At 71.6% G+C, this 25,293-nt stretch carries 25 protein-coding genes; 14 read left to right on the top strand and 11 right to left on the bottom strand.

What is annotated here, in order from left to right:
• Nucleotides 1-35: 35 nt before the first annotated feature.
• The 3 genes from eutC to J5Y10_RS17665 are packed head-to-tail and all read right to left on the bottom strand — an operon-like array spanning nt 36 to nt 2,608.
• On the bottom strand, nt 36-803 hold the full coding sequence (gene eutC / locus J5Y10_RS17675) for an ethanolamine ammonia-lyase subunit EutC (RefSeq protein ID WP_209375364.1): 768 nt from the start codon (nt 801-803) through the stop codon (nt 36-38).
• Complete coding sequence (locus J5Y10_RS17670; protein WP_209375363.1) at nt 796-2,187, bottom strand: ethanolamine ammonia-lyase subunit EutB; 1,392 nt, start codon at nt 2,185-2,187, stop codon at nt 796-798. Before J5Y10_RS17670 ends, eutC begins: the two co-directional genes overlap by 8 nt.
• A gap of 4 nt (nt 2,188-2,191) precedes the next feature.
• On the bottom strand, nt 2,192-2,608 hold the full coding sequence (locus tag J5Y10_RS17665) for a MarR family winged helix-turn-helix transcriptional regulator (RefSeq protein ID WP_209375362.1): 417 nt from the start codon (nt 2,606-2,608) through the stop codon (nt 2,192-2,194).
• An 86-nt stretch (nt 2,609-2,694) separates the two neighbouring features.
• Between J5Y10_RS17665 and J5Y10_RS17660 the strand changes: the two genes are divergently transcribed.
• From J5Y10_RS17660 to J5Y10_RS17630, 7 genes are read left to right on the top strand one after another with little or no spacing between them, the layout of a single operon-like run.
• Entirely contained in the window at nt 2,695-3,741 is a 1,047-nt protein-coding gene (locus tag J5Y10_RS17660) for a 2,5-dihydroxypyridine 5,6-dioxygenase NicX family protein (protein ID WP_209375361.1), read from the top strand.
• 43 nt (nt 3,742-3,784) lie between these two features.
• Nucleotides 3,785-4,540 carry an alpha/beta fold hydrolase gene (locus J5Y10_RS17655; RefSeq protein ID WP_209375360.1) on the top strand — a complete coding sequence of 252 codons (756 nt, stop codon included), beginning with the start codon at nt 3,785-3,787 and terminating at the stop codon, nt 4,538-4,540.
• Nucleotides 4,540-5,808: an acyl-CoA dehydrogenase family protein gene (locus J5Y10_RS17650; protein ID WP_209375359.1), complete on the top strand. Its 1,269-nt coding sequence runs from the start codon at nt 4,540-4,542 to the stop codon at nt 5,806-5,808. The genes J5Y10_RS17655 and J5Y10_RS17650 overlap by 1 nt, the downstream gene beginning before the upstream one ends.
• 4 nt (nt 5,809-5,812) lie before the next feature.
• Nucleotides 5,813-7,285, top strand: a complete 1,473-nt coding sequence (locus tag J5Y10_RS17645; protein WP_209375358.1) for a class I adenylate-forming enzyme family protein — start codon at nt 5,813-5,815, stop codon at nt 7,283-7,285.
• Nucleotides 7,282-8,376 carry an NAD/NADP-dependent octopine/nopaline dehydrogenase family protein gene (locus tag J5Y10_RS17640; protein ID WP_209375357.1) on the top strand — a complete coding sequence of 365 codons (1,095 nt, stop codon included), beginning with the start codon at nt 7,282-7,284 and terminating at the stop codon, nt 8,374-8,376. Before J5Y10_RS17645 ends, J5Y10_RS17640 begins: the two co-directional genes overlap by 4 nt.
• Nucleotides 8,366-9,358: a 3-hydroxybutyryl-CoA dehydrogenase gene (locus J5Y10_RS17635; protein WP_209375356.1), complete on the top strand. Its 993-nt coding sequence runs from the start codon at nt 8,366-8,368 to the stop codon at nt 9,356-9,358. The genes J5Y10_RS17640 and J5Y10_RS17635 overlap by 11 nt, the downstream gene beginning before the upstream one ends.
• A gap of 58 nt (nt 9,359-9,416) precedes the next feature.
• The gene (locus J5Y10_RS17630) at nt 9,417-10,397 is read left to right on the top strand and encodes a Bug family tripartite tricarboxylate transporter substrate binding protein (protein ID WP_209375355.1); all 981 of its coding nucleotides are present in this window, start codon (nt 9,417-9,419) and stop codon (nt 10,395-10,397) included.
• 54 nt (nt 10,398-10,451) lie between these two features.
• On the opposite strand, the gene J5Y10_RS17625 is transcribed toward J5Y10_RS17630, so the two are convergent.
• The 4 genes from J5Y10_RS17625 to J5Y10_RS28510 all read right to left on the bottom strand — a co-directional run bounded on the left by J5Y10_RS17625 (nt 10,452) and on the right by J5Y10_RS28510 (nt 15,153).
• Complete coding sequence (locus J5Y10_RS17625; RefSeq protein ID WP_209375354.1) at nt 10,452-11,933, bottom strand: protein adenylyltransferase SelO; 1,482 nt, start codon at nt 11,931-11,933, stop codon at nt 10,452-10,454.
• 42 nt (nt 11,934-11,975) lie between these two features.
• Entirely contained in the window at nt 11,976-12,350 is a 375-nt protein-coding gene (locus tag J5Y10_RS17620) for a winged helix-turn-helix domain-containing protein (protein ID WP_209375353.1), read from the bottom strand.
• Nucleotides 12,351-12,686: 336 nt separating this feature from the next.
• Nucleotides 12,687-13,664 (bottom strand): Bug family tripartite tricarboxylate transporter substrate binding protein, encoded by a 978-nt coding sequence (locus J5Y10_RS17615; protein ID WP_209375352.1) that lies wholly within the window; start codon nt 13,662-13,664, stop codon nt 12,687-12,689.
• Between the two features lie 34 nt (nt 13,665-13,698).
• Nucleotides 13,699-15,153, bottom strand: coding sequence for an FAD-binding oxidoreductase (locus tag J5Y10_RS28510; RefSeq protein WP_209375351.1), 1,455 nt, complete (start codon nt 15,151-15,153; stop codon nt 13,699-13,701).
• Between the two features lie 384 nt (nt 15,154-15,537).
• Here J5Y10_RS28510 and J5Y10_RS17605 point away from each other — a divergent pair, with 384 nt between their 5' ends.
• The 4 genes from J5Y10_RS17605 (at nt 15,538) to J5Y10_RS17590 (ending at nt 19,604) form a co-directional block, all read left to right on the top strand.
• Entirely contained in the window at nt 15,538-16,521 is a 984-nt protein-coding gene (locus J5Y10_RS17605; RefSeq protein ID WP_245214829.1) for a 2-keto-3-deoxygluconate permease, read from the top strand.
• Complete coding sequence (locus J5Y10_RS17600) at nt 16,518-17,765, top strand: four-carbon acid sugar kinase family protein (protein ID WP_209375350.1); 1,248 nt, start codon at nt 16,518-16,520, stop codon at nt 17,763-17,765. Before J5Y10_RS17605 ends, J5Y10_RS17600 begins: the two co-directional genes overlap by 4 nt.
• Nucleotides 17,765-18,778 (top strand): 4-hydroxythreonine-4-phosphate dehydrogenase PdxA, encoded by a 1,014-nt coding sequence (gene pdxA / locus J5Y10_RS17595; RefSeq protein ID WP_209375349.1) that lies wholly within the window; start codon nt 17,765-17,767, stop codon nt 18,776-18,778. Before J5Y10_RS17600 ends, pdxA begins: the two co-directional genes overlap by 1 nt.
• Before the next feature lie 61 nt (nt 18,779-18,839).
• Nucleotides 18,840-19,604 (top strand): DeoR/GlpR family DNA-binding transcription regulator, encoded by a 765-nt coding sequence (locus J5Y10_RS17590; protein ID WP_209375348.1) that lies wholly within the window; start codon nt 18,840-18,842, stop codon nt 19,602-19,604.
• Here the strand turns inward: J5Y10_RS17590 and J5Y10_RS17585 are convergent.
• From J5Y10_RS17585 to J5Y10_RS17570, 4 genes are all read right to left on the bottom strand, one after another.
• A complete protein-coding gene (locus J5Y10_RS17585; RefSeq protein WP_209375347.1) occupies nt 19,588-20,124 on the bottom strand; it encodes an MOSC domain-containing protein in 537 nt (178 codons plus the stop codon). The genes J5Y10_RS17590 and J5Y10_RS17585 overlap by 17 nt on opposite strands.
• Before the next feature lie 8 nt (nt 20,125-20,132).
• Nucleotides 20,133-20,594 carry an opioid growth factor receptor-related protein gene (locus J5Y10_RS17580; protein ID WP_209375346.1) on the bottom strand — a complete coding sequence of 154 codons (462 nt, stop codon included), beginning with the start codon at nt 20,592-20,594 and terminating at the stop codon, nt 20,133-20,135.
• Nucleotides 20,595-20,634: 40 nt separating this feature from the next.
• Nucleotides 20,635-21,231, bottom strand: coding sequence for a DUF938 domain-containing protein (locus J5Y10_RS17575; RefSeq protein WP_209375345.1), 597 nt, complete (start codon nt 21,229-21,231; stop codon nt 20,635-20,637).
• A 68-nt stretch (nt 21,232-21,299) separates the two neighbouring features.
• Nucleotides 21,300-22,250, bottom strand: coding sequence for a cupin domain-containing protein (locus J5Y10_RS17570; protein WP_209375344.1), 951 nt, complete (start codon nt 22,248-22,250; stop codon nt 21,300-21,302).
• 82 nt (nt 22,251-22,332) lie between these two features.
• On the opposite strand from J5Y10_RS17570, the gene J5Y10_RS17565 reads away from it, so the two are divergent.
• From J5Y10_RS17565 to J5Y10_RS17555, 3 genes are all read left to right on the top strand, one after another.
• Nucleotides 22,333-23,148 (top strand): IclR family transcriptional regulator, encoded by an 816-nt coding sequence (locus tag J5Y10_RS17565; protein ID WP_209375343.1) that lies wholly within the window; start codon nt 22,333-22,335, stop codon nt 23,146-23,148.
• A 72-nt stretch (nt 23,149-23,220) separates the two neighbouring features.
• Nucleotides 23,221-24,216 (top strand): Bug family tripartite tricarboxylate transporter substrate binding protein, encoded by a 996-nt coding sequence (locus J5Y10_RS17560; protein WP_209375342.1) that lies wholly within the window; start codon nt 23,221-23,223, stop codon nt 24,214-24,216.
• A 204-nt stretch (nt 24,217-24,420) separates the two neighbouring features.
• Nucleotides 24,421-25,272: an ABC transporter ATP-binding protein gene (locus J5Y10_RS17555; protein WP_342452952.1), complete on the top strand. Its 852-nt coding sequence runs from the start codon at nt 24,421-24,423 to the stop codon at nt 25,270-25,272.
• Nucleotides 25,273-25,293: the final 21 nt, after the last annotated feature.

The raw sequence follows: 25,293 nt of genomic DNA, 5'->3' as shown, positions 1-25,293 counted from the left end.
CCGCCGCAGCCCTTCACGGCACGGCGTGAGGGGCCTCAGCCGTCCGGCAGCGCGAAGGTCGGGGCGGCGAGCGCGGCCGGATCGGCATCGTCCTTCAGCCCGTTCCCCGTGAGCTTGCGCGACAGCGCCTCCCGCATCAGCCAAGCCAGCTTCGCCGCCGCCAGTTCCGGCGCCAGTCCGCCGGCCGTGTGGATGTTGGAGATGCAGTTGCGCTCCGAATCCCGCCGCCCCGGGCGCGGATCGAAGGTGAGGTAGACACCGAGGCTGTCGGGCACGGAAAGCCCCGGCCGCTCCCCGATCAGCACGGCCACCAGCCGCGCGCCCAGCCGCGCCCCGATCTCGTCTCCCAGCGCCACGCGGGCCCCGGTGGCGATCACCGGCGGCGCGATCCGCCAGCCCGGCAGGCGCCGCAGCGCCGCATGGAAAACCGCGGCGGCATGGCGCTGCACGGCGGTGGCCGAGAGCCCGTCCGCCAGGACGAAGGCGGCATCGAAGGGTCCCTCCGCCGCATCCATCGCCTCCAGCCGGCGCCCCAGATCCGGGCGGCGCAGATAGGTGCCGCGATCCGCCGCCCGGCTACGTGCGCGCAGCGCCGCGTAGGGATGCAAGACCGCTTCCAGCGCCGCCACGTCCAGCGGCGCGTGCACCGCATCCCGCGCCAGGGCATGCGCCATCTGGAAGGCCAGAACCTCGCGCAGCGGCAGCGCATCGCCGCAGCCGCCGAGCCCGATCCGCGCCCGCGTGGCCTGCCGCAGCCGCGCCCATGGATCGGAACGGGGATCGGGGGCGGGCAACTCAGCCATGGTCGCGCGCCAGTTGTAGCAGCGACGATTGCGCGAGCGGCGGCGGGCGGATCGCCCCGCCCGGTTCCGCGATGCCCATGCGTTCCAGCCAGGCCTCGAACTCAGGCGCAGGGCGCAGGCCGAGCATGGAGCGCAGCGCCAGCACGTCGTGAAAGGACAGGCTCTGGTAGTTCAGCATGATGTCGTCCGCGCCCGGCACGCAGATCAGGAAGTGCACGCCCGCGACGCCGAGCAGCGTCATCAGCCCGTCCATGTCGTCGCCATCCCCCTCGGCGTGGTTCGTGTAGCAAACGTCCACCCCCATCGGCAGGCCGAGGAGCTTGCCGCAGAAATGGTCCTCCAGCCCCGCCCGGATGATCTGCTTTCCGTCGTACAGGTATTCCGGCCCGATGAAGCCCACGACCGTGTTCACCAGCAGCGGCTTGAAGGTACGGCACACGCCATAGGCGCGCGCTTCCAGCGTCTGCTGGTCCACGCCGTGATGCGCCTCGGCGGAAAGGGCGCTGCCCTGCCCCGTCTCAAAATACATCACCTCGCCGGAAGGCCCGCCACGTCCCAGCGCCAGCGCCGCTTCCCGCGCTTCCCGCAGGATGGCGAGGTCCACCCCGAAGCCGCGATTCGCCCCCTCCGTCCCCGCGACCGACTGGAAGACAAGGTCCACCGGCGCCCCGCGCCGCATGATCTCGATGGCGTTCGTCACATGGGTCAACACGCAGGTCTGGGTGGGGATGGCGTAGCGCTCGCGCAGCTCGTCCAGCATGTGCAGCAGCGCCATGGCGTTCGGCACGCTGTCGGTGGCCGGGTTCACCCCGATCACCGCATCGCCCGAGCCGTTCAGCAGCCCGTCCAGCGTGGAGGCGGCGATGCCGCGCGGATCATCGGTGGGATGGTTCGGCTGCAGCCGCGTCGCCAGCCGCCCCTCCAGCCCCAGGGTGGAGCGGAAGGCAGTGACGACCCGCCGCTTGCGCGCCACCGCAATCAGGTCCTGGTTCCGCATCAGCTTTGACACGGCGGCCACCATCTCCGGCGTCAGCCCAGGCGAGAGCGCGGCCAGAGCCGCCCCATCTGCCTCGTGCGAGAGAAGCCAGTCCCGCAGCCCGCCGACGGTAAGGTGCGAGACGGGCGCGAAGGCCGCCGGATCGTGCGTATCGAGGATGAGGCGCGTCACCTCATCCGCCTCGTAGGGCACCACCGCCTCGTCCAGGAAGATCCGCAGCGGCAGGTCGGCCAGGGCATAGCGCGCCGCCACGCGCGCCGCGTCCGAGGCAGCCGCCAGCCCCGCCAGCTCATCCCCTGAGCGTCGGGGCGAGGCCGCGGCGAGCAGATACGCCAGCCCGTCGAAGACGTGCCGCTCCCCGCCCGCCGTGGCGCCCCAGCACCCCATCCCGCTACTCCCCGATCAGCAGGTGCAGCGCACGCAAGATCAATGCCCGCTCCTCCTCGCCCAGCGGGGCCAGCCGCGCGTCCTGATGCGCCCGCGCCGCCTCCAGCACCGGCTTCACCCGGGCCCGGCCCCTGGGCGTCAGGTGGATCAGCACGCGCCGCCGGTCCTCCCGGGTGGAGCGACGGCGCACCAGCCCGTCCTCCTCCATCCGATCCAGCACCTTCGTCATGCTGGGCTGCTTCATCAGCGCCATCGCCGCCAGCTGCCCCACCCCCAGCCCGTCCACGTCGGACAGGCAGGCCAGCACGCGCCACTCCGGCACGGAAAGGTCCCAACCCTTCAGGGAAGCGTGGAAGCTGGAGGAGATGTCGTGGCTGGCCCGGGCCAGCAGATAGGGCAGGTAGCTCTCGGTGAAGGCCACGGGGGCGTTCCATCCCTTTTCATATATCTTGACCGGCCCGGCCATTCTGCGCGGGAATGCCGGCGGACACAGAGGGCCGGCCCAGGATGTTTGCGGACCGCATCGAGCACAAGTGGATCGAATCCTTCGCCGAGATCCTGGCGAAATGCGCGGTGAAGCCGGGCGAGGTGGTGGCGATCCTCTCCGAGACCCAGTCCCGCGCCCTGAACGTGCAGCTGGCCGAACTCGCCCTGCTGCGCCTGGGGGCCCGCCCCTTCCACCTGGTGCTGCCCACCGCCCGCAATCCCTACCCCGTCCCTATCCGCTCCACCGGCGCCAGCGAGGCGATCGGCGGCCTGGAACCCGTGATCGACGCCCTCTCCGCCAGCACCCTGGTGGTGGATCTGACCGTGCAGGGCCTGATGCACGCGCGGGAGACGGCGGCCATCCTCAAGGCCGGCTCCCGCATCCTCTCCATCTCCAACGAGCACCCGGAAGCGCTGGAGCGGATGCGCCCGGACGACGCGCTGATGGCGCGCGTGAAGGCCGCCACCAAGGCTCTGCGCGGCGCGAAGCGGATGAGCGTGCGCTCCGCCGCCGGCACGGCGCTGGAGATCGACATGGCCGGCGCCTCCACCGTCGGCGTCTGGGGCTGGACGGACCGGCCGGGCACCCTGGCCCACTGGCCCGGCGGCATCGTCGTCAGCTTCCCCGCCGCCGGCACGGTGAACGGGGTGCTGGTGCTGGATACTGGCGACATCAACCTGACCTTCAAGCGCTACCTCGCAGCCCCCATCCGCCTGACGATCGAGGCGGATTACGTCACCGCCATCGACGGCAGTGGCCCGGACGCGGAGATGATGCGCCAGTCCTTCGCCGCCTGGGGCGACCGGGAGGCCTATGCCGTCTCCCATGTCGGCTTCGGCATGAACCCGGCCGCCCGCTACGAGGCGCTGTCCATGTATGACGGGCGCGACACGAACGGCACGGAGCTGCGCGCCGTCTCCGGCAACTTCCTCTTCTCCACCGGCGCCAACGAGTTCGCGGGCCGCTACACCCCCGGCCACTTCGACATTCCCGTGATGGGAACGGACATCCTGCTGGACGGCACCCCTGTGGTGGTGAAGGGCGTGGTGCAGGAGGTCTTCGGCTGAAATCCGTGCTGGACAGAAATATTCCTTTTCATATGATCCTCCCATGACAGCGATCGTGATGCTCCACGGGATCGGCGCCGGCGCGAGGCTCTTCGAGCCGCAGCGCGCCGCCTTCGCCGCCCGTGGGCTGGATCCGGTGCCGCTCGACTTCCCGGGCTACGGGGATCGCCCGCCCGTTGAAGCGATGGATTTCGAAGGGCTCGCGGCGGATGTGGAAGCCGCGATCGCGGAACGCGGCCTGGACCGCCCCGTCCTGCTCGGCCACTCCATGGGCGGCATGGTCGTGCAAACCCTGCTGCGCCGCCGCCCCGATGCCTATGCCGCCGCGGTCCTCGGCGCGACCAGCCCGGCTTTTGGAAATCCCTCCGGGGAGTTTCAGCAGCGGTTCGTCGCCGCCCGCATGAAGCCGCTGGACGAGGGCCGCAGCATGGCCGACATGGCGCCCGAGACCTTCGCCGCCCTAGTCGGTCCGCGCGGCGCCGAGACGCCCTGGCGCGACCACGCCATCGCCGTTCTTGGCGAGACCCCGGCCCAGACCTTCCGCGCCGCCGTGCGCTGCCTCGTCACCTTCGACGAGCGCGCCTCGCTCGGCACCATTCGCGTGCCAACCCTGTGCCTGGCCGGGGAAGCGGACACCAACGCCCCCGCCCCGGTCATGGAGCGCATGGCCGGGAAGATCCCGGGCGCTGAGTACCGCTGCATGGCCGGCATCGGCCACCTGCCGAATATCGAGGCGCCGGAGGAATTCGACGCCATCATCCTCGAATTCCTGGACCGCCACCTGAAGGGGAGCGCGTGATGTACACCCTCGCCGCCGACACCGCGCAGGACGAGCCGATCTTCGCGCCGGAGGCCTTCAACCTCACGCCGCAGCAGGCCGAGCTGACGGCCCGCGCCCGCCGCTTCGGCAAGGCCGTGCTGGCGCCGCGCGCCCCGATCTGGGACCGCGAGGCGCGCTTCCCGCTCGACAATTTCCGCGACATGCACGGGGAAGGCCTGCTCGGCATCTGCGTCCCGCGCGAGGATGGCGGAGAGGGCGCGGATTTCGCTACCTACTGCCTCACTGCTGCAGAGTTGGGCCGCTACTGCGGCGCCACTGCCCTCTCCTGGAACATGCATGTCTGCTCCACCCTCTGGTCCGGGTTGCTGAGCGAGGACCTAGAGATGAGCGAGGCGGACCGTGCCGCCCATCGCGCGCGCCGCTCCACCCATTACCGCCGCATCATCGAGACGGGCGCCGTCTACTCCCAGCCCTTCTCCGAGGGCGGCGCGGCCGCCGCCGGAGCCGTCGCCTTCGGCACAGAAGCGCAGCCGGTGGAGGGCGGCTACATCGTCAACGGCAAGAAGATCTTCGCCAGCCTTTCCGGCGCCGCCGACTACTACGGCATCCTCTGCACGGAGAAGCAGGGCGAGGAGCGGGGCAGCCGCCGCAACACCCTTTACCTGGCCGTGCCCGCCAACGCGCCCGGCGTCTCCGTCGTCGGGGATTGGGATCCCCTGGGCATGCGCGGCACCGTCTCCCGCACGCTGCTGCTGAAGGATGTTTTCGTCCCCGAGGACTCCATGCTGATGCCGCGCGGCGTCTACTTCCAGGCCGCCGGCCGCTGGCCGCACATGTTCATGACGCTGACGCCCACCTATATGGGCCTCGCCCAGGCCGCCTACGACTTCGCCGTCTCCTACCTGCGCGGCGAAGTGCCGGGAACGCCGCCCGTGAAGCGCCGCATGTTCCCCACGAAGCAGATCGCCGTCGCCGAGATGCGCGTGATGCTGGAGCAGACCAAGGCCCTGTGGTTCCAGGCCGTGCGGGAAGCGCGCCCCGATCCCACCCGGGACCAGGTGATGCGCGCCTATGCCGCGCAGCACACGGTGATGGAGAACGCCAACGCCATCGCCACCAAGGCGATCCGCACCTGCGGCGGGCAGGCCATGCTGAAGTCCCTGCCGTTGGAGCGCATCTACCGCGACAGCCGCTGCGGCTCCCTCATGCTGCCCTGGACCGCCGAGATCTGCATCGACCGGCTCGGCCGCGAAACCCTCTACAAGCCGGGCGAGAAGGACGAATAGAGGCGTGACGAACCTCGCCACCCTCATCGACCGCAACGCAGCCTTCGCCCCCGCTAAGACCGCCCTGCGCTTCGAGGGGGCGGCGATCTCCTACGCCGAGTTCTCCGCCATGATCGCCCGCGCCGCCCACACGCTGCGCGTGGATCACGGCGTGCTGCCCGGCGACCGGGTAGCAGTGCTGGCCACGAACCACCCGGCCTATCTCGCCCTGCTCTATGCTTGCGCCCGGCTGGGCGCTATCCTCCTACCGCTGAACTGGCGCCTCGCTGCGCCGGAACTGCGCTACATCCTGGAACACGCCGAAGCGCGCCTCTGCTTCGTGGAGCCCGCCTTCGCTGCGACGCTTACCGAGGCCGCGCCGGATGTCCCTGCCCTGCTGCTAGACATTCCCAAGGGCAGCGCCGACGCGGAAGGCCCCGGCACGCTCGAAGACCCCCTGTTGCTCGTCTACACCTCCGGCACCACCGGCCGCCCGAAGGGCGCGCTGCTGCGGCAGGAAGCGCTGTTCCACAACGCGGTGATGAGCCACCACCTGCACGGCATGACATCGGAGGACCAAATCCTCTCCGCCCTGCCCTTCTTCCATGTCGGCGGGCTGAACATCCAGACCACGCCCGCGCTGCAGGCCGGCGCCACTGTCACCATCCACCCGCGCTTCGCGCCCGATACCGCGCTGGAAGCCATTGCGCGAGATCGCCCCACTCTCTTCCTCACCGTCCCCGCCGTGATCCGCGCCCTGCTGGCCGCGCCGGGCTGGGCCGATGCCGACCTCTCCTCCCTCCGCGCCATCTCCACCGGCTCGGAGCCCGTCCACCAGGCGTTGATAGATGCCGTCACCGCCCGCCGCGTGCCGCTGCTGCAGGTCTACGGCGCTACGGAAAGCTGCCCCATCGCCGTCTACACGCGCCTCGGCGGCGATCTCTCCCGCGGCACCTCCACCGGCCTCCCCGGCCTGCTCTGCGAGGCGAAGGTGGCCGACGACACCGGCCGCGAACTTCCCCACGGCACCCCCGGCGAGGTGCTGCTGCGCGGCCGCAATCTTTTCTCCGGCTACTGGCGCGACGAGGTCGCAACGGCGGCCTGCACGATCGACGGCTGGTACCACACCGGCGACATCGCCACGCGCGACGCGGACGGCTACTTCACCGTGCACGACCGCAAGAAGAACATGATCATCTCCGGCGGGGAAAACATCTACCCCGCCGAGTTGGAGCGCGTCCTGCTGGAGCACCCGGACGTCGCGGAAGCCGCCGTCCTCGGCGCCCCCGACCCGAAATGGCAGGAGGTGCCGGTGGCCTTCCTCGTCCTCCGCGCCGGCTGCATTGCGGATGCCGAAGGGGTGCGCGCCCACGTCGCCGCCCGCCTCGCCCGCTTCAAGGTGCCGCGGGACGTCATCTTCACCGATGCCCTGCCCCGGACCGCCCTCGGCAAGGTCCGGCATTTCGAGTTGCGCCCCCTGGTCGGAACCCAAGCATGACGCTCCGCATCGCCGTCCTCGGGGGCGGCAACGGCTCCTTCGCCGCCGCCGGCGACATGGCCCTGAACGGCCACGAGGTGCGCCTGTGGCGGCGAGACGCGGAGGCTGTGGCCGCGCACAAGGCGCAGGGCGGCACCATCTCCGTGAAGGACGCGAAAGGCGTGCACGAGGCCCGCTTGGCCCTCGTCACCACCGACATCGCAGAAGCGGTACGCGGCGCTGACCTGATCCTGTGTCCCGCCCCTGCCACCGCGCAGGCGGACATCGCGCGCCTTCTCGCCCCCGTTCTGGAAGACGGGCAGGTCGTCTTCCTGCCCCCTGGAACCCTCGGCACCGTGCTGATGGCCCGGGCCCTGTACGAGACCGGCCGCAAGCCCCGCGTCGCCTTCGCCGAAACCGGCACCCTGCCCTGGCTGGCCCGCAAGCACGGCCCGCATCAAGTCGCCATCACCACCCGCGCCACCCGCCTGCCCACCGGCGTCTTCCCGCTGGACGCTGCGGACCACGCGCTGGCCGTGATCGCCCAGGCCTTCCCCGGCGCCATCGAACCCTGCGGCGACGCCCTCTCTGGCGCGCTGATGAACGCCGGCGCCATCATCCACCCGCCGCTGATCATCATGAACGCCGGCCCGCTCGAGCATTTCGAGAAGTGGGACATCCACAACGAGGGCACCGTCCCCGCCATCCGCCGCACCACGGACGCGCTGGATGCGGAGCGCATCGCGGTGCGCGAGGCCCTGGGCTACGGCACCCCGCACTTCCCTCTCGCCCACCACTACGCGAAGGAAGGCGAGGAATGGATGTACGGCCGCGCCAGCCATGACCGGCTGACAGAATCCGGCGACTGGCGCGAGAAGATCATCCTCACCAAGCACCGCTACATGATGGAGGACCTGCGCCTCGGCCTCTCCCTCATCATCTCGGCCGCCGATCTCGCGAGCGTGCCCACCCCACTGGCCCGCGCCTTCTCCTCCATCGGCGCTGCCATCCGGGGCGATGCGCCGGACCATTCCGGCCGCACCCTGGCCGATGCCGGCCTGGGCGGGCTGGACCGCGCCGGGATCGACCGGGTGCTGAAGCATGGCTTCTGACCGCACCCACATCGCCTGCCTCGGCGCTGGCCGCATGGGCCGGGGAATCGCGGTACAATTCGCCTATGCCGGGCATGAGGTGGTGCTGCTGGATGCCAAGCCGCGCGACCCCGCCGCCTTTGCGAGGCTGGAAGCGGAAGCCCTGACGGAAATCGGTGACGCGCTCCGCACCCTGGCCGAACTCGGCCTCTTCGACCCCGCGCGCGCCGACACCATCCTCGCCCGCGTGCGCGTCGCGCCGGACGAGCAGGCGCCGGAAGTCCTCTCCCGCGCCGGCCTCGTCTTCGAGGGCGTGCCGGAGATCCTCGACTTCAAGCGCGACATCCTCGCCCGCGCATCTGGGCTGATGGCACCGGACGCCATTCTCGCCTCCACTACTTCCACCATCCTGGTGGACGACCTCTCCCCCAGCGTCGCGGACCCCGCGCGCTTCCTCAACGCGCACTGGCTCAACCCCGCCTACATCATCCCCCTCGTCGAGGTCTCGCCGGGCCGCGACACGGCGCCGGAGACGGTGGCGCGGCTGCACGCCATCCTCGAATCCGTCGGCAAGGTCCCGGTCAACTGCGCCGCCACCCCCGGCTTCATCGTGCCGCGCCTGCAGACACTGGCCATGAACGAGGCCGCGCGCATGGTGGAGGAAGGCGTCGCCAGCGCGGAGGAAATCGACAAGGCCGTGAAATACGGCTTCGGCTTCCGCTTCGGCGTGCTCGGCGTGCTGGAGTTCATCGACTGGGGCGGCGGCGACATCCTCTACCACGCCAGCCGCTACCTCACCGGTGCCCTCGGCCACGAACGCTACCGCGCGCCGGAGGTGATCGAGCGCAACATGGAGCAGGGCCGGATCGGCCTTCGCACCGGCCAGGGTTTCATGGATTATTCCGGCCTGGATCTCGAATCCTATCGTCGCCAGCGCCTAGGCGCGCTGGTGGAGAGATTGCGGGCCGAAGGGCTCGCCAAGCCGCCCGTGCTGCCGGACTGAACCGGACGGGAAGAGGAAAGCGCGGCACGCGGCGGCACCACACAAAGGAGGCTGCTGCATGTTCGGACGAAGGGATCTCTCCCGCCTCGCGCTCGGCGCCGGGGCGGGCCTCGCGCTGTCACCGGCGGCGCGCGCGCAGGGCACATGGCCGGACCACTCCCTCCGCTGGGTGGTCGGCTACGGCGCGGGCGGCGCCAGCGACATCTTCGCGCGCATGATCGCCCGGCAGATGGGCCCGGCCATCGGCCAGTCCATCGTGGTGGAGAACCGCCCCAGCGGCGGCGCCATCGTGGCCACCGAGAACGTCATCCGCTCCCCCGCCGACGGCCACACGCTGCTGCACACGGATAACGGCGTCCTCGTCTACAACCCCGCCCTCTACGCCCGGCTTCCCTTCGATCCGGACAAGGACCTGGTGAATGTCGGCTTCATCGGCCGCTTCCCCATGCTGCTGCTGGTCCGCCCGGAAAGCCCCTTCCAGGACTTCGCCGGGCTGCTGGCGGAATCGAAGCGCCGCACGGTCACCTACGGCACCCCCGCCGTCGCCTCCCCGCACCAGCTCGCCATGGAGGTGCTGAAGCGCCACTCCGGGCTGGACGCGACCCATGTGCCCTATCGCGGCATGCCCGCCGTGCTGAACGACCTCGTCGCCGGCCAGGTGGATTGCATCATCTCCGACATCACCAACGGCCTGCCCTACCTCTCCACCGGCCGCGCCCGCGGGCTGGTGATGCTGGGGGACAGCCGCGCCGCGGCCGCGCCCGCCGTGCCCATGGCGGTGGAGCTGGGCTACCCCAAGGCCGTGTCCTACGGCTGGCAGGGCGTCGCGGTCGCCTCCGGAACGCCGCAGCCGGTGGTGGAACGCCTGAACGCTCTCCTCCGCGCGGCCATCGAGAGCCCGGAGGTGTCGAAGCAGATGAAGGACATCGGCGCGGAACTGGTGCCCCGCACGCCAGCCGGAATGGCGGAGTATGTTGCCGCCGAGAACGCCGTCTGGCGCCCGCTGATCCGGGATCTCGGCATCCGCCTGGACGGGTGAACGGAGAAGGGCCGCCGGATCGCCCGGCGGCCCTTCCGAAGGTGAGCTCCCGGATCAGGTCCCGCAGAAGGTGAGATAGGGCTCCTCCGCCCCCGGCGGCGGAACATCCGCGCCCGGCTGGTCCTCATAGGGCCGGGAGGTGCTCTCCAGCAGCGCCTCGAAGGGCCCGAGATCGCCGGCATGGGCGGACGCCAGCGCGGACTCGACCAGGTGGTTGCGCGGGATCACGGCGGGGTTCACCGCCCGCATCGCCGCCGCCCGCGCCGCAGGGTCGCCGCCCACCTCCGCCAGCCGCGCCCGCCAGGTCCCGGCCCAGGCGTCGAAGGCCGCCGGGGCGGCGAACAGGTCGCGCGCGGAATTGTCCCCCTCCACCGCCCGGCAGAGCCGGCGGAAGGTGAGGGTAAAGTCCGCCCGGTTCTCCGCCATCGCCTTCAGCAGTTCGCCCGCCATCGCCGCATCGCCGGTGCTGCCGCCGGGCAACCCGATCTTGGCGCGCAGCCCCTCGAGATAGGCCCCCTCGAAAGCCGGGGCGAAGCCGGCCAGCGCCTCGTTGGCGGAAGCCAGCGCCGCCTCCTCCCCCTCGTCCAGCAGGGGCAGCAGGGCCTCCGCCAGCCGCGCCAGGTTCCACTGCATGATCCGCGGCTGGTTGCCGTAGGCGTATCGCCCGAACTGGTCGATGGAGCTGAACACCGTGGCGGGGTCGTAGGCGTCCATGAAGGCGCAGGGCCCGTAGTCGATCGTCTCGCCGGAGATCGAGGTGTTGTCCGTGTTCATCACCCCGTGGATGAAGCCGATCCCCATCCAGCGCGCGACCAGCGCCGCCTGCCGCGCGATCACCCCGTCCAGCAGGGCACGGTACGGGTTCGCCGCCCCCGCCAGATCCGGGTAATGCCGGGCAATGGCGTGGTCCGCCAGCGCGCGCAGCCCCTCTACATCCCCGCGCGCCGCGAAATAGGCGAAGGTCCCCACGCGGATATGGCTGCTCGCCACGCGCGTCAGCACGGCGCCCGGCAGCGCCGTCTCCCGGTACACCTGCTCCCCCGTCGTCACGGCGGCCAGCGCGCGGGTGGTGGGCACCCCCAGCGCCGCCATTGCCTCGCTGACCAGGTATTCCCGCAGCACCGGCCCGAGCGCCGCCCGCCCGTCGCCGCGGCGGGAGAAGGGGGTGGGACCGGAACCCTTCAGCTGGATGTCGAACCGTGCCCCGTCCGGCGCCACCACCTCGCCCAGCAGGATGGCGCGCCCATCCCCGAGCTGGGGCACGAAGTTCCCGAACTGGTGCCCCGCATAGGCGGCCGCTAGCGGCTCCGCCCCCTCCGGCACCCGGTTCCCCGCCAGCACCGCCACGCCCTCGGGCGAGGCCAGCGCCGCCGGATCCAGGCCCAGCCGCCGGGCCAGGGCCTCGTTCAGCCTCAGCAGGCGCGGCGCCGCCACGGGCGTCGGATCCAGCCGCGCGCGAAAGCGCTCGGGCAGGCGGGCATAGGAGTTGTCGAAGGGGAAGCGGAGTGCCTGCCCTTCCAGGACCGTGCTGCTCATGTTCTGCAGATCGAAAGCCGGTGGCCCGGAAACAACCCCGGATCAGCCCGCCTCGCGCCGCGCCAGTGCCGCCAGGCGCGGTCCGGCAGCCGCATTCGCCTCCGCCTCGATCGCGCGATAGGTCCGCACCACCTCCTCGCCCAGCGCCGTCAGCCTCGCCCCGCCCCCGCCGGCGCCGCCCGCCGTCGTCTCCGCCACGGGTGCCCCGAAGCCTCGGTTCAGGGCCTCCACCAGCTCCCAGGCCCGCCGATAGGACATGCCAAGCGCCCGCCCGGCCGCGGAGATGGAGCCGGCCCGCCCGATCTCCTCCAGCAGCCGCACCTTGCCCGGCCCGACCCGCAGGCCGCCGCCAAGATCGAGCCGCAGGTTCAGCCGCGGCTCGTCACTCTCCTCCGGCATGTTCCTGGCGCGCGGCATCGGCCCAATCCCATCACGCGGCGCCGACAGGGACAACGGGCCGGGTGGAGCGACGGCCGGCCCCCAAGGGGTTCCGCCCCCTGGCCCCCCGCCAAGGGCCTGAGGCCCTTGGATCCCCGTCTGGCTGCCGCCGCGCCGGCCTGACACGGGGTCTCGGTATCGTGGCCTGATCCTGCCCCTGCAGTCGCCTGAGGTCGTCGACCTCAGGCGCACCGCATGCGGGATGATCCCAACTCGAAGAAAAAGATGATGGGTTCGAAGCACTGCTTCGAACGGGTCCGGGGAGAGGAAGAATTCCTTCTTCCTCTCCCCGGCCACAGACCGCCACCCGAAAGATCAGTCCGCCTCAGCGCCCGACTTCTCGATCGTCTCACGCCACATCGGCCGCTCCCGCGCCGCGCGCGCCGCGGCGTCGGCTGCCGTGGTCCAGATCGGCTTGGCGCCGACCCGGGCGAAACGCTCGCGCTGGGTGGCGTCGTCCACGGTCGCCTTGAGCGCCGCGTTCAGCCGTTCCACCACCGCGTCCGGCGTGGAGGCCGGGGCGACGAAGCCGCCCCAGACCGTCACGACGAAGTCGTTGACACCCGACTCCGCCATGGTCGGGATGGCGGGCAGGGTGGGCCAGCGCTCCGCGCTTGTCACCGCCAGGGCACGGATCTGCCCTGCCTCGACGAGGGCCTGGTAGGAGGCCACGCCGTCGATGGCGAAGTCGATGTCGCCGCTCAGCAGCGCCGGCTGGATCTGCGCCGCGCCGCGATAGGGCACGTGCACCGCCTCGATCCCCAGGCGGCTGAACAGCATGGCGGAGGAGAGGTGCGTGGTGGTGCCGACGCCGGTGGAGCCGTAGGTGATGCCGCCGCGCTTGGCCTTCGCCCAGGTGACGAACTCCTGCAGCGTCTTGGCCTGCACCTTGTTCGGGGCCACCACGGCGATGTTCGGGAATTCCCAGCCCAGCGCGATGGGCCGCAGGTCCTTCTCGATGTCGTAGGGGACGTTCTTGTAGAGGAACTGGTTGATCGAGAAGTTGGAGACGGTGACGCAGCCGATCGTGTAGCCGTCGCCCGCCGCCTTCGCCACCACGTCCGTGCCGATATTGCCGCTCGCGCCCGGGCGGTTCTCGATCACCACGGGCTGGCCGAGCGTCTGGCCCATGTGGTCGGCATAGACGCGCCCGATCACGTCCGTCGCGCCGCCCGGCGGATAGGGCACGATCATGCGGATCGGCCGCGTCGGCCAGTTGCCGCCCTGGGCACGAGCGAGCGAGGGCAGGACAGCGGAGCCGAGGGCGGTTCCGAGCAGGGTACGGCGGTTCACGGTGTTTCCTCTTTGGGACATCACGGGAAAGGGTTCAGGCCTCGGGCGGCAGGACCTTGCCGGGGTTCATCAGCCCGGCGGGGTCCAACAGCGCCTTCACGCGCCGCATCAGCGCGATCTCGGCAGGGTTCGTCACGCGGCCCAGCCGCACGCGGTTGCTGATGCCGATCCCGTGCTCGGCGCTGATCACGCCGCCCAGGGCCGCGGTCTCGTCATCCACCACGGCATTGATGCGCGCGACCATCGGCGCGGCGGTCGCGGCATCCGGGTATTGCTGCGGGTTCAGGATGGCGAGGACGTGGATGTTCCCGTCGCCGATATGCCCGTGCATCACGATGCGCGCCTCCGGCGCCACCTCGGCGATCCGGCGCTCCACGTTGCGGGCAAAAAGCGCCTGGTTCTCCAACGGCACCACGCTGTCATGGCTCACCACGTAGCCCGCGCGCTTGCTGCCCTCGGAGACGGAGTGGCGGATCTTCCAGAGCGCCTCGGCCTGCGCGCCGCTCTCCGCGATCACGGCATCGGTCACCAGCCCCTCCTCGAAGGCGGCGCCCAGCGCCTCCTCCAGCGGGGTGCGCAGGTCGGTCGCGGCCAGCGTGTCCGTCAACTCGATCAGCAGGTACCAGGGCGCCTCCAGCGCGAAGGGGATCGCCACGTCCGGCACGTGCTCCGCGATCACCTCGATCTGGCCGCGCGACATGGCCTCCAGGCTCGCCAGACGGTCGCCCACCGCGCTGCGGAGCCGCCCCATCAGCGTCAGCACCGCCTCGATCTCCGGCAGCGCGACCATGGCCAGCGCCGAGACGCGCGGGCGCGGGAAGAGCTTGAGGGAGGCGGCGGTGACGATGCCCAGCGTCCCCTCCGCCCCGATAAAGAGCTGCTTCAGGTCGTAGCCGGAGGAGTTCTTCCGCAGCGCGTGCAGGCGGTCCAGCACCGTGCCGTCCGGCAGCACCACCTCCAGCCCCAGCACCAGCTCCCGCGTGTTGCCGTAGCGCAGCACGGCCGTACCGCCGGCATTGGTGGCGATGTTGCCGCCGATCTGGCAGCTCCCCTCCGCGCCGAGTGAGAGGGGGAAGAGGCGGTCCACCTTCTCCGCCTCCTCCTGAATGGTCTGCAGGATGCAGCCCGCCTCCACCGTGATGGAATTGGCCAGGGCGGAGATGGCGCGCACGCGGTTCAGCCGGTCCAGCCGCACCACCACGGCCTGGCCGGAAGCGTCCGGGGTGGCCGCGCCGCACATGCCGGTGTTCCCGCCCTGCGGCACGATCGTCACGCCCCGCTCCGCGCAGAGCCGCACCACCGCGGCCACCTGCGCCGTGTCGGCCGGCTTGACCACGGCGGCGGCGCGCCCGTGATAGCGGCCGCGCCAGTCCACCACATAGGGTTCCTGGTCCTCGCCGGGCGCGACGACGTGCTGGCGGCCGACGATCGCGGCCAGGGCCTCCACCAGCGCGGCGTCAGCAGCGGCATCGGAAACGGCGAGGCTCATGGCGTTGGTCGGCTCCGTGCTTGGGGCCGGGCGGCCGCAGCGCCCGGGGCGATGCGTCCACACGGCCGGGGTGGCGGCAGGTGCCGCCCCCGCTAGTCCTCTACATGACCAGATTGCGCGTTCGCTTCTGCGCGTATTGAGCAAAAATGTCGAGGGGAAACTTCGGATGCCGATCAACCCTGCGCAGAAGCGTGATCCGGAGCTGCTTTCAACCTAAAAACCATGCTGCACCCGCGAAGGGGCGCGGTGCGGCACCCACTAGGCAATTCTGCGCAGTTCGCGCAAAAATTCATTGACTTCGCCCCACCGGACGCGACATCAGCCCCGTAGTCCCGCGTCCCGCGCGGCCGGGCACCCAGCCTCGGGCGCCATCGGAGAATGCCCATGCAGATTCCCATCAAGCGCGCCATCGAGAGCGTGCCCGGCGGCATGATGGTCGTGCCCCTCGCCCTCGGCGCGATCATCGCCACCCTCTTCCCAGCCACGCCGAAGTTCTTCGGTTCCTTCACCGGCGCGCTCTTCACGGGATCCCTGCCGATCCTGGCGGTGTTCTACGTCTGCATGGGCGCCAGCATCGACTTCAAGGCCACCCCCTACATCCTGAAGAAGGGCGGCACGCTGCTGGCCACGAAGGTCGGCATCGCCGCGCTGCTGGGCATCATCGTCGGCCAGTTCCTGGGCGAGGCGCCGGTGGCCAGCGGCATCTTCGCCGGCCTCTCCACCCTCGCCATCGTCGCCGCGATGAACGACACCAATGGCGGCCTCTACATGGCGCTGATGGGCCAGTACGGCGCGCCGCGCGATGTCGGTGCCTACACGGTGATGACGCTGGAATCCGGCCCCTTCCTCACCATGATCACCCTCGGCGTCGCCGGGCTCTCGGCCTTCGAGTGGCCGGTGCTGGTGGGCGCGATCCTGCCGCTCCTCGTCGGCATGATCATCGGCAACCTGGACCGCGAGATGCGCGACTTCCTCAGCCGCGCCATTCCCGTGATGATCCCCTTCTTCGCCTTCGCCCTCGGGGCCGGCCTGGACCTGACGAAGGTCTGGCAGGCCGGGCTGCTGGGTCTCGGCCTCGGCGTCGCGGTGGTGGTGATCACCGGCACGGCGCTCTTCCTTGCGGACCGCGCCATCGGCGGCTCCGGCGTCGCGGGCGTCGCGGCGGCCTCCACCGCGGGCAACGCGGCCGCCGTGCCGGCGATCGTGGCGGCCAACAACCCCGCCTATGCCGATGCGGCCCCGGCGGCCACCATCCTCGTCTCCGCCTGCGTCATCGTCACCGCCATCCTCGTGCCGCCGGTCACCGCCTGGGTCGCCCGCCGCGTCGGCCCGGGCCGGGACGCCGTAGCTGAGGGACGGGGCGCATGACGCGCCGCTGGCTCATCCTCGCCGATGACCTGACCGGCGCCGCCGATTGCGGCATCGCCTTTGCCCGCCGCGGGCTGGAGGCGGCGGTCGGCTGGCACAGCGCGGAGGGCGCCGCCGCCGAGGTGCTGGCGATCGACGCCGACAGCCGCCGCCTGAGCCCCGGGGATGCGGCCGGGCGCCACGCCGCGCTGCTGCGCGCCCGCCACGCTCCGGGCACCGGCCTGATCAAGAAGATCGACTCCACCCTGCGCGGCCAGCCCGCCGCCGAGCTGGCCGCCACCATCGGCGCCCTGCATGAGGCCGGCCGCCCGGCGATGGCGATCGTCGCCCCCGCCTTCCCTGCCACCGGCCGCACCACGGAGGGCGGGCGCGTCCACCTGAACGGCGCGCCGCTGGAATCCACCCCCCTCTGGGCGCGCGACCACAGCTACGAGAGCGCGCACCTGCCGACGGTGCTGGAAGCTGTCGGCCTCAAGGCCCGCCACCTGCCGCTGGAGACGATCCGCGCCGGCGACGCGGCGCTGGAAGCCGCCCTGCGCGATGCCCTGGCCGCGGGCGTGGAGGCCGTGGTCTGCGACGCCACCGCTCCCACCGACCTGGACGCCCTGGCCCGCGCCAGCCTGCCGCTCGTCGGTGACGTCTTCTGGGTCGGCTCCGGCGGCATCGCCGCCGCCCTCGCTGCCGCCCTGCCGCTCATGGGCGCCCTGCCCGCCGCGCCGCCCGCCGCGCGCGGCGGCGTCCTTGTCGTCGTCGGGAGCATCGCCGAGGCTTCCCGCAGCGCCGCCGCCCGCCTTGTCGCCGAGAGCGCGGCCGCCCTCATCGAGGTACCGGTCGGCCTGCTCCGCGCCGGCCCCGCCGACCCGGGCTGGGCACCCATGGCTGAGGCGATCGCCGCTTCCCTCGCCGCCGGCCGCGACACGCTCGTGCTGATCACGGACACCTCCCCCGCCGACCTCTCCCAGGGCGCCGCCCTCGCCACGGCGCTCGGCACCCTGCTGGAGCCCGCAGGCCGCAGCATGGGCGGCCTCTTCGCCACGGGCGGGGAAACGGCCTGCGCGCTGCTGAGCCATCTCGGCGTCCACGGCATCCGCCTGGTGGAGGAGGTCGAGGCCGGCGTGCCCCTCGGCGTCACCCAGGGTGCCATCCAAGTCCCCGTCATGACGAAGGCCGGCGCCTTCGGCGACGACGGAACGATCCTCCGCAGCCTGTCCCGGCTGCACAATCTCTCCCGGGAGAACGCGTGATGTCTGACACCCGCCCGATCATCGCCATCACCATGGGCGACGCCTCCGGCATCGGCCCGGAGATCATCATGAAGGCCCTGGCGCGGGAGGACGTCTACGCGATGTGCCGCCCCTTCGTGGTGGGCGACGCGACGCGCCTGCGCGAGGCCGACGCCATCACCAAGACCGGCCTGCAGGTGAACGCCCTGCAGTCCCCCGCCGGCGCCAAGTACCAGCGCGGCACGGTGGACGTGATCGACCTCGGCATCATCCCCGCCGGCCACCCCTTCGGCCAGCTCTCCGCCCTCTCGGGCGAGGGCGCCTTCCGCTACATCGAGCGCGCGACGCGGCTGGTGGAGGCCGGCGAGGCCGACGCCATCTGCACGGCGCCGCTGAGCAAGGAGGCGCTGCACGCCGCCGGCCACAAGTACCCCGGCCACACGGAGATGCTGGCGCACCTGACCGGCACGCCGGAGGTCTCCATGATGCTGGTGGCGCCGAAGCTGCGCGTCATCCACGTCACGACCCATATCGGCCTGATGGACGCCATCCGGAAGATCGAGCCGGGCCTGGTGTTCCGCGTGATTGAGCGCGGCCGCGCGACGCTGGTGAAGGCCGGCATCGAGCAGCCCCGCATCGGCGTCTGCGCCATCAACCCGCATGCCGGCGAGAACGGCCTCTTCGGCCAGGGCGAGGAGGAGGAGAAGATCATCCCCGCCATCGAGAAGTGCCACGCCAACGGCTGGAGCGTTGACGGCCCGCTGCCCGCCGACACGCTGTTCTTCCGCGCCGCCCGCGGCGACTTCGACCTTGTGGTCGCCATGTACCACGACCAGGGCCATGGCCCGGTGAAGGTGATGGGCCTGGAGGCCGGGGTAAACATCACCATCGGCCTGCCGGTGGTCCGCACCAGCGTGGACCACGGCACCGCCTTCGACATCGCCGGCAAGGGCATCGCCGACGAGGGCTCCCTGGTCGAGGCGCTGAAGCAGGCCGTGGGCCTCGCCCCGAAGCGCGCGCTGCAGGCGGCCTGATCGCGAAGCCGGTGGCCGGGGGGATCGCCCCCGGCCACCCGACCCACTAGGGTCCAAGACCATGCGACGCCGACGAACGCGCCACGATGAGATCCTGGCCGCCCTGGCCGCCGGCGACACGGATGTGGACGCCCTGGCGGCGCGCTTCGACGTCTCCGCCTCCACCATCCGGCGCGACCTGAACGCCCTCTCCGAGCAGCGGGCGGTCGCGCGCACCTATGGCGGTGCCATCCTCGCCGCACCGCACCTGGAATCCAGCCTGCGCGCCCGCACCGGGCAGCACCGCGCCGCCAAGGCCGCCATCGCCGAGGCCGCGCTGGCCCTGATCGGCGAGGGCGAGACGGTCATCCTCGACGGCGGCTCCACCGTGGAGGCGCTGGGCCGCCTTCTGCGCGGCCGCAGCCTGCGCGTGGTGACGAACAACCTGCCGCTGATCCCCGTGCTGGCCGATGCGCCGGGCCTGGAACTCGTCGTGCTGGCCGGCACGGTCCGCCCGATCAGCATGAGCACCGTCGGCCCCCTGGCGGAACAGGCGCTGCGCCCCCTCACGGCCGACCGGGTCTTCATGAGCGCGGACGGCGTGATGCCCGGCCGCGGCGTCTGCGAGGCGACGCTGGAGCAGGTCTCCCTGAAGTCCCTGATGATCCGCCAGGCGCGCGAGGTGGTGGTGCTGGCCGATGCTTCAAAGCTCGGCCGCCACGGCCAGCCCTTCTGGGCCCCCCTGCCCGCCGCCGCCGCCGGCGGCTGGACCCTCGTGACGGACGCCCCCCCCACCGCCTGCGCCCCCTATGCCGAGGACGGCGCCCGCGTCATCCGGGCGGGGTAGGCTCCAGGACGCGGATCACGGCATCCCCCAGCCGGATCACCCCGCCCTCCAACACCCGCGCGGTGATGCCGCCATGCCCGCGCACGGCGTTGTAGCCGCCCTCGCCGAGTTCCTCGTCCATGCGGGAACAGGGATGGCAGTCGCCGGACCATTCCAGCAGCACCCCGCCCACCCGGAAGCGGCGGTTCCGCAGGGCGGTGAGGTTGATCCCCTCCGTCAGCAGGTTCCGCCGCAGCCGCTCCGGCGGCACCGCGTCCCGCCTGAGATAGCTTGCGATGGCCCGCAGCCCTTCCGCCGCCACCAGCGTCACCTGCCGCCCGCCATTGTTGCGGCTGGCGTAGCGATCGCCCTGCAGCCCCTGCCCTGCCTCGGCCATCGCGGACTCCACCGCACGCACCGGCTCCCGCCGCACCGCGCGCAGCCCGATCCAGGCCACGCGCCCCGGCGCCATCGGCCCGTCGATCAGCCGCGCCAGCATGGAGCCGGGATTGGGAAAAAGGGATCGCTGCTCGGGCGGCATGGCGCCTTCTACGCCGGGCCGAGGGCACGTTCCCAGTGCCGCAGGCTCTCCGCATTCACCGGCCCGCCCGCCGCCCCGACCCGCGCCAGCAGGCCGGCATGGAACCGCGCCGCCTCCTCCCGCCCCAGCAGGTCGCGCACGGCCGTGATGATCCGGGTGATGCGAAGGTGGTTGTGGTCGAAGCGCGCGAGCCAGTGGTCCGTCCCGGCGTAGAAGCGCGCCATCCGCTCCAGCGCCGCGCGCAACCCGTCCTGCGCCTTCGGATCGGCCCGGATCGCCGCTGCCTCATCCTCCCCCATCACGGGCGAGCCCGGCACCGCCCGGCTCGCCTCCCGCAGCGGAAACAGCCACTGGATGAAGTCGTGCACCGCCTCAAGGCGGCCATTGTCGAAGGCCAGCACCTCAGTCAGGAGGCGGCCCCGGCCATCGCGGCCATCACCGCGCAGGAAAGCGTGGATCGGGTATTCCATGCCGCTGCAACGCCCGGCACGCCGCCCCGGTTCGTGGAACCTATCGCCGAAAGACGAGCAGAAGGTTGTTGGCCGGCATCTCCCGCACCTCCGGCGCGCCGAAGCCCCGCGCGGCCGCCTCCGCCGCCACCGCCTCCAGGTCCCGCACGCCCCATTCCCGGTTGCGGCGCCGCAGATCCGCATCGAACTCCGCGTTGCTCGGTGCGGTGTGGCCACCGTTCCGCCGGTAGGGGCCGTAGAGCACCAGGGGCGAACCTGCCCGCAGGCAGGCCGCCGCCCCGCGCATCAACCCTGGCGTCGCCGACCAGGGCGCGATGTGGATCATGTTGATGCACAGCACCGCATCCGCCGCAATCACCGGCCACTCCCCTGCCGCATCCAGCGCCAGGGCCGGTCGGACATTGCCCTGCCCTGCCGTCCAGGCATCGATGCTGGCCCGCGCGCCCGCATCGGGGTCGCTCGGCTGGAAGACGAGGTCGGGGAAGGCCTGCGCGAAGTGCAGCGCGTGCTCGCCGGTGCCGCTGGCCACCTCCAGCACCACCCCTCGCGGCGGCAGCACCGCCCGCAGCACGGCCAGGATGGGGTCGCGGTTGCGGGCGGCGGCCGGCGCGCGGCGCCGCGGATCATCGGTGGGCATGGCACCATCTGCCCCTGTCCACCGGAAAACTCCAGGACGGCCGAGGGAAGCCCCCCGGCCCCCGATGCTCAGGCCGCCTCGAAGCGCACCGTCTCCGGCTCGGCCGTGCCGATCACCTGCCACACCGTCACCGGCCCCGCGCTGTTGTTGCGGAACCAGTGGCGGCGCCCGGCCGGGTTCATCACCAGGTCGCGCGGGCCCAGCTCCACCTCCACGCCGTTCCCGGCCTCGTCCTCCCAGCCCACCGTCAGGCTGCCCTCCAGAACGAGGAAGGCGTCCTCCACGTCGCGGGAATAGGGCTTCACGCCGGCGCCCGCGGGGATGCCCAGCATCTCCTTGCGGCAGGTGTCGCTCTCGATGCCGCCGGGGCCGACATAGACCTTTCGCGTGAAGCCCGCCGCGTCCCACAGCGTCGGCTGCTCGCTGTGGCGGATCACGTAGCGCGCCATGTGCTGCTGCAGCGGATGATCGCCCGTGACGGAGAAGGGGATGGTCTTCCCCGGCTCCGCCCCGAAGCTCCGCGCCAGCGCCGGCGCCGTGTTCTTCGGGTGGTACAGGTAGCGCGGCGGCAGCGGCTTGCCGACATCGACACTGATAGACATCAGCACCGGCTCGATCCCGTCGTTGCGGAAGCCGTGGCCGATGTCGCGGGCGTTGAGGATCATGTCCTTCGGGCCGAGCTTCACCTCGACCACCTCGCCGTCTTTCTCCCAGCCCACCGTCAGCACGCCGTCGATAATCAGGAAGCTCTCCTCGATCTCGTGCGCGTGGCAGGCCGCGTACTTGCCGACATGCTTGTAGATGAGGCTGACCGTGAAGTGCTCCGGCTTCAGCGTGGAGGTGTCGCCCACCTTCGGCGATCCGCCGGCGCCGATGTAGCGCATCTGCGCCCGCTCCAGGTCGGGGAAGCCGCGGTTGCTGGGGAAGGCGTCCCAATCGAAGGTCTTCTCGACGTGGCGGCCGACATGGGCGCGCAGCTCGGCCTCCAGCGAGGAGGGGACGGGGGCGAGGACGTTCATGCGGCGCTCTCCGGCACTCGCCGGCCCATCGCCGGCCCGGCAGGACTAGCCCCAGTGTGTTTTGAATGATAGACGACGTTTTATGGGCAAACGAGACGAAGGCGAGGCGGTGGTGGACGACCGCTACATCGTCCCCGGCCTCCAGCGCGGGCTGGAGGTGATGCTCGCCTTCACGCCGGAGCGCCGGCGCATGACGCTGACGGAAATGGGCCAGGCCGTCGGCGTGACCCGCTCCGCCGTGTTCCGCATCGCCTACACGCTCGACCAGCTCGGCTTCCTTACCTACGACCCGGGCACGCGCACCTACGCGCTGGGCCCACAGGTGCTGCGCCTGGGCTACGGCTATCTCGCCTCCCGCGACCTGCTGGAGGTGGCGCGGCCGCAGCTGGAAGGGCTGCGCGACCGCACGGGCTGGTCCGCCCATCTCGGCGTGCTGGAGGAGCGAGAGGTCGTCTACCTCGCGCGGCTCCCCACGCGCCGCTCGCTGTCCAGCGTGGTGCAGGTGGGCACGCGGCTTCCGGCCCACGCCACCAGCATGGGCCGGGTGCTCCTCTCCGCCCTGTCCGTCACGGAACTGCGGGACCTCTACGCCGGCATCGCGCTGGAACCCCACGGCCCCCGCACCCCGACCACCATCCCCGCCCTGCTGGCCCAGGCCGAGGCCGACCGCGCCGCCGGCTTTGCAGCGCATGTGGCGGGCTACGAGGCCGGCGTCGCCAGCGTCGCCGCCCCGGTGCGCGACGTCGCGGGCGCCACGGTGGCGGCCATCAACATCTCCACCATCGCCCTCCTCACCTCGGAGGAGGAGCTGCGCGGCCCCCTGGCGCGGGAGGTGGTGGCCACCGCCGCCCGCATCTCCGCCGCCCTCGGCTCCCGCCCCGCCGATGCCCGTGCGTGAACCCCTTTTCCCGGCACCATCCTTGCCGCCGGAGCCCCGAGGCCACCCGCCCCTTCACCCCATGAGGTCCCCATGATCCCCACCCAGCCCGCCCTCGGGCGCCGCGCCCTCGCCTTCGGCGGCCTTGGCCTCCTCACCCTCTCCCGCACCGCGCGCGCGGCCGAGGCCTGGCCCACCCGCCCGGTCACGATCGTCGCGCCCTTCACCCCCGGCGGCCCGGTGGACGTGCTGGCGCGCGTGATCGCCCAGGGCATCCAGGCGGCAGGCAGCCAGACCGCGGTGGTGGACAACCGCACCGGCGCCCAGGGCAATATCGGGATCGACGCCGTGCGCCGCGCCGCGCCGGACGGCAACACGCTGCTGCTGGTGCCCGCGGGGAACCTGACCATCAACCCCACGCTGATGAGAGACCTGACCTTCGACGTGGCGCGGGACTTCGCGCCCATCAGCCTCCTCGCCACCGCGCCCAACGTCATCGTCTGCGCCAACGACCTGCCTGTGCGAACGATCCCGGAGCTGGTGGCCTTCGCGAAGACCCAGCGCGACGGCCTGACCTACGCCTCCCCCGGCGTCGGCAGCCAGCTTCACCTGGCGGGCGAGCTGCTGGCGCAGAAGACGGACATGAAGATGCTGCATGTCCCCTATCGCGGCTCCAGCCAGGCGCTGACGGACGTTGTCTCCGGCAACGTCCAGCTTCTCTTCACCAACCTGCCGGCAACGCTGGCGGCCATCCGCGGCGGGCAGGTGCGCGCCCTCGCCCTGACCACCGCCGCCCGCGCCCCCGCCGCGCCGGAAATCCCGACGTTGGAGGAACTGGGCGTGGGCGGCTTCGACATCACCTCCTGGTACGGCCTTCTCGCGCCGAAGGCGGTGCCGGGCGCCACGCAGACCGCGATCTATGAAGCCATCCGCAACGTGCTGCACGCCCCCGCCACCCGCACCGCGCTGGAGGCCCAGGGCCTGACCGTAACGGACGAGGGCCTGGCCGAGTTCGGCACACGCATCCGCCGGGAGACAGCCACCTGGGCCGAGGTGATCCGCAGCCGCAACATTCAGTCCGGCTTGTGAGCATCCGGCGCCGGGTCAGGCCCGGCGCCGCCATGCTGCACCGCACAATTCCTGGGCAGGACAGCCCAACCGCTGTGCAACCCGTAACCAGCCCCGCCCGCGAAGATCACATCCGCCGCAAAAACGCTTTGACGTGGCCGCGCCCATCGGCGCATCCTTCCATTTGTGAACGTTGTGTTCATATTTGAACGGATGAACGCCGCGGTGTCCCAGAGCGCCTCCCCCGTCGAGCTGAAGCCCCGCCCCGAGGCCCAGGCCGTGCCCGAGCCTCAGACGAAGGCCACCCCGGCCCTCTCCTTCGACGGCGTGACGAAGCGCTTCGCCAACCGCACCGCCACACCTTTCACTGCGGTGGAAGGCCTGTCCTTCGACATCGCCCCCGGCGAGTTCGTCTCGATTGTCGGCCCCTCCGGCTGCGGCAAGAGCACCGTGCTGAACATGACCGCCGGGCTGGACCGCCCGACCGAGGGCCGCGTGGCCCTGAACGGTGAGGCGGTGACGGGCCCGAACGTGCATGTCGGCTTCATGCTGCAGAAGGACCTGCTGCTGCCCTGGCGCAGCATCCTCCGCAACGTGGAGTTCGGGCTGGAGGCCCGCCCGATCGGCAAGGCCGAGCGCCGGGAACGGGCGCTGCGCGAACTCGCCCGCTGTCGCCTGCAGGATTTCGCGCACCACTACCCCTTCCAGCTCTCCGGCGGCATGCGCCAGCGCGCGGCGCTGGCCCGCACGCTCGCCATCCAGCCCGACGTGGTGCTGCTGGACGAGCCCTTCTCCGCGCTGGACGCGCAGACGAAGCTGCTTCTCCAGCGCAGCTTCGCCCGCACCATCCACGCCTCCGGCGTCACCACCCTCCTCATCACCCACGACCTGTCGGAGGCGGTCGCGATGTCCGACCGCATCCTGGTGATGAGCGAGCGGCCCGGCCGCATCGTCGAGGAGATGGACCTCGACCTGCCGCACCGCGACGACCCCATCGCCCGCCAGGCCCTGCCCCGCGCGCGGGAAGCGATCGCGCACCTCTTCCAGTCGCTCCACCTCGCCGAGCGCGAGGCGTGAGCGCGACGAACGGCAACGGAC

This window comes from Roseomonas indoligenes, assembly GCF_017813365.1.
Lineage (GTDB): Bacteria > Pseudomonadota > Alphaproteobacteria > Acetobacterales > Acetobacteraceae > Roseomonas > Roseomonas indoligenes.
Note: the sequence above shows the minus strand (reverse complement) of the source record. Positions and strands in the feature narration are given on the sequence as shown.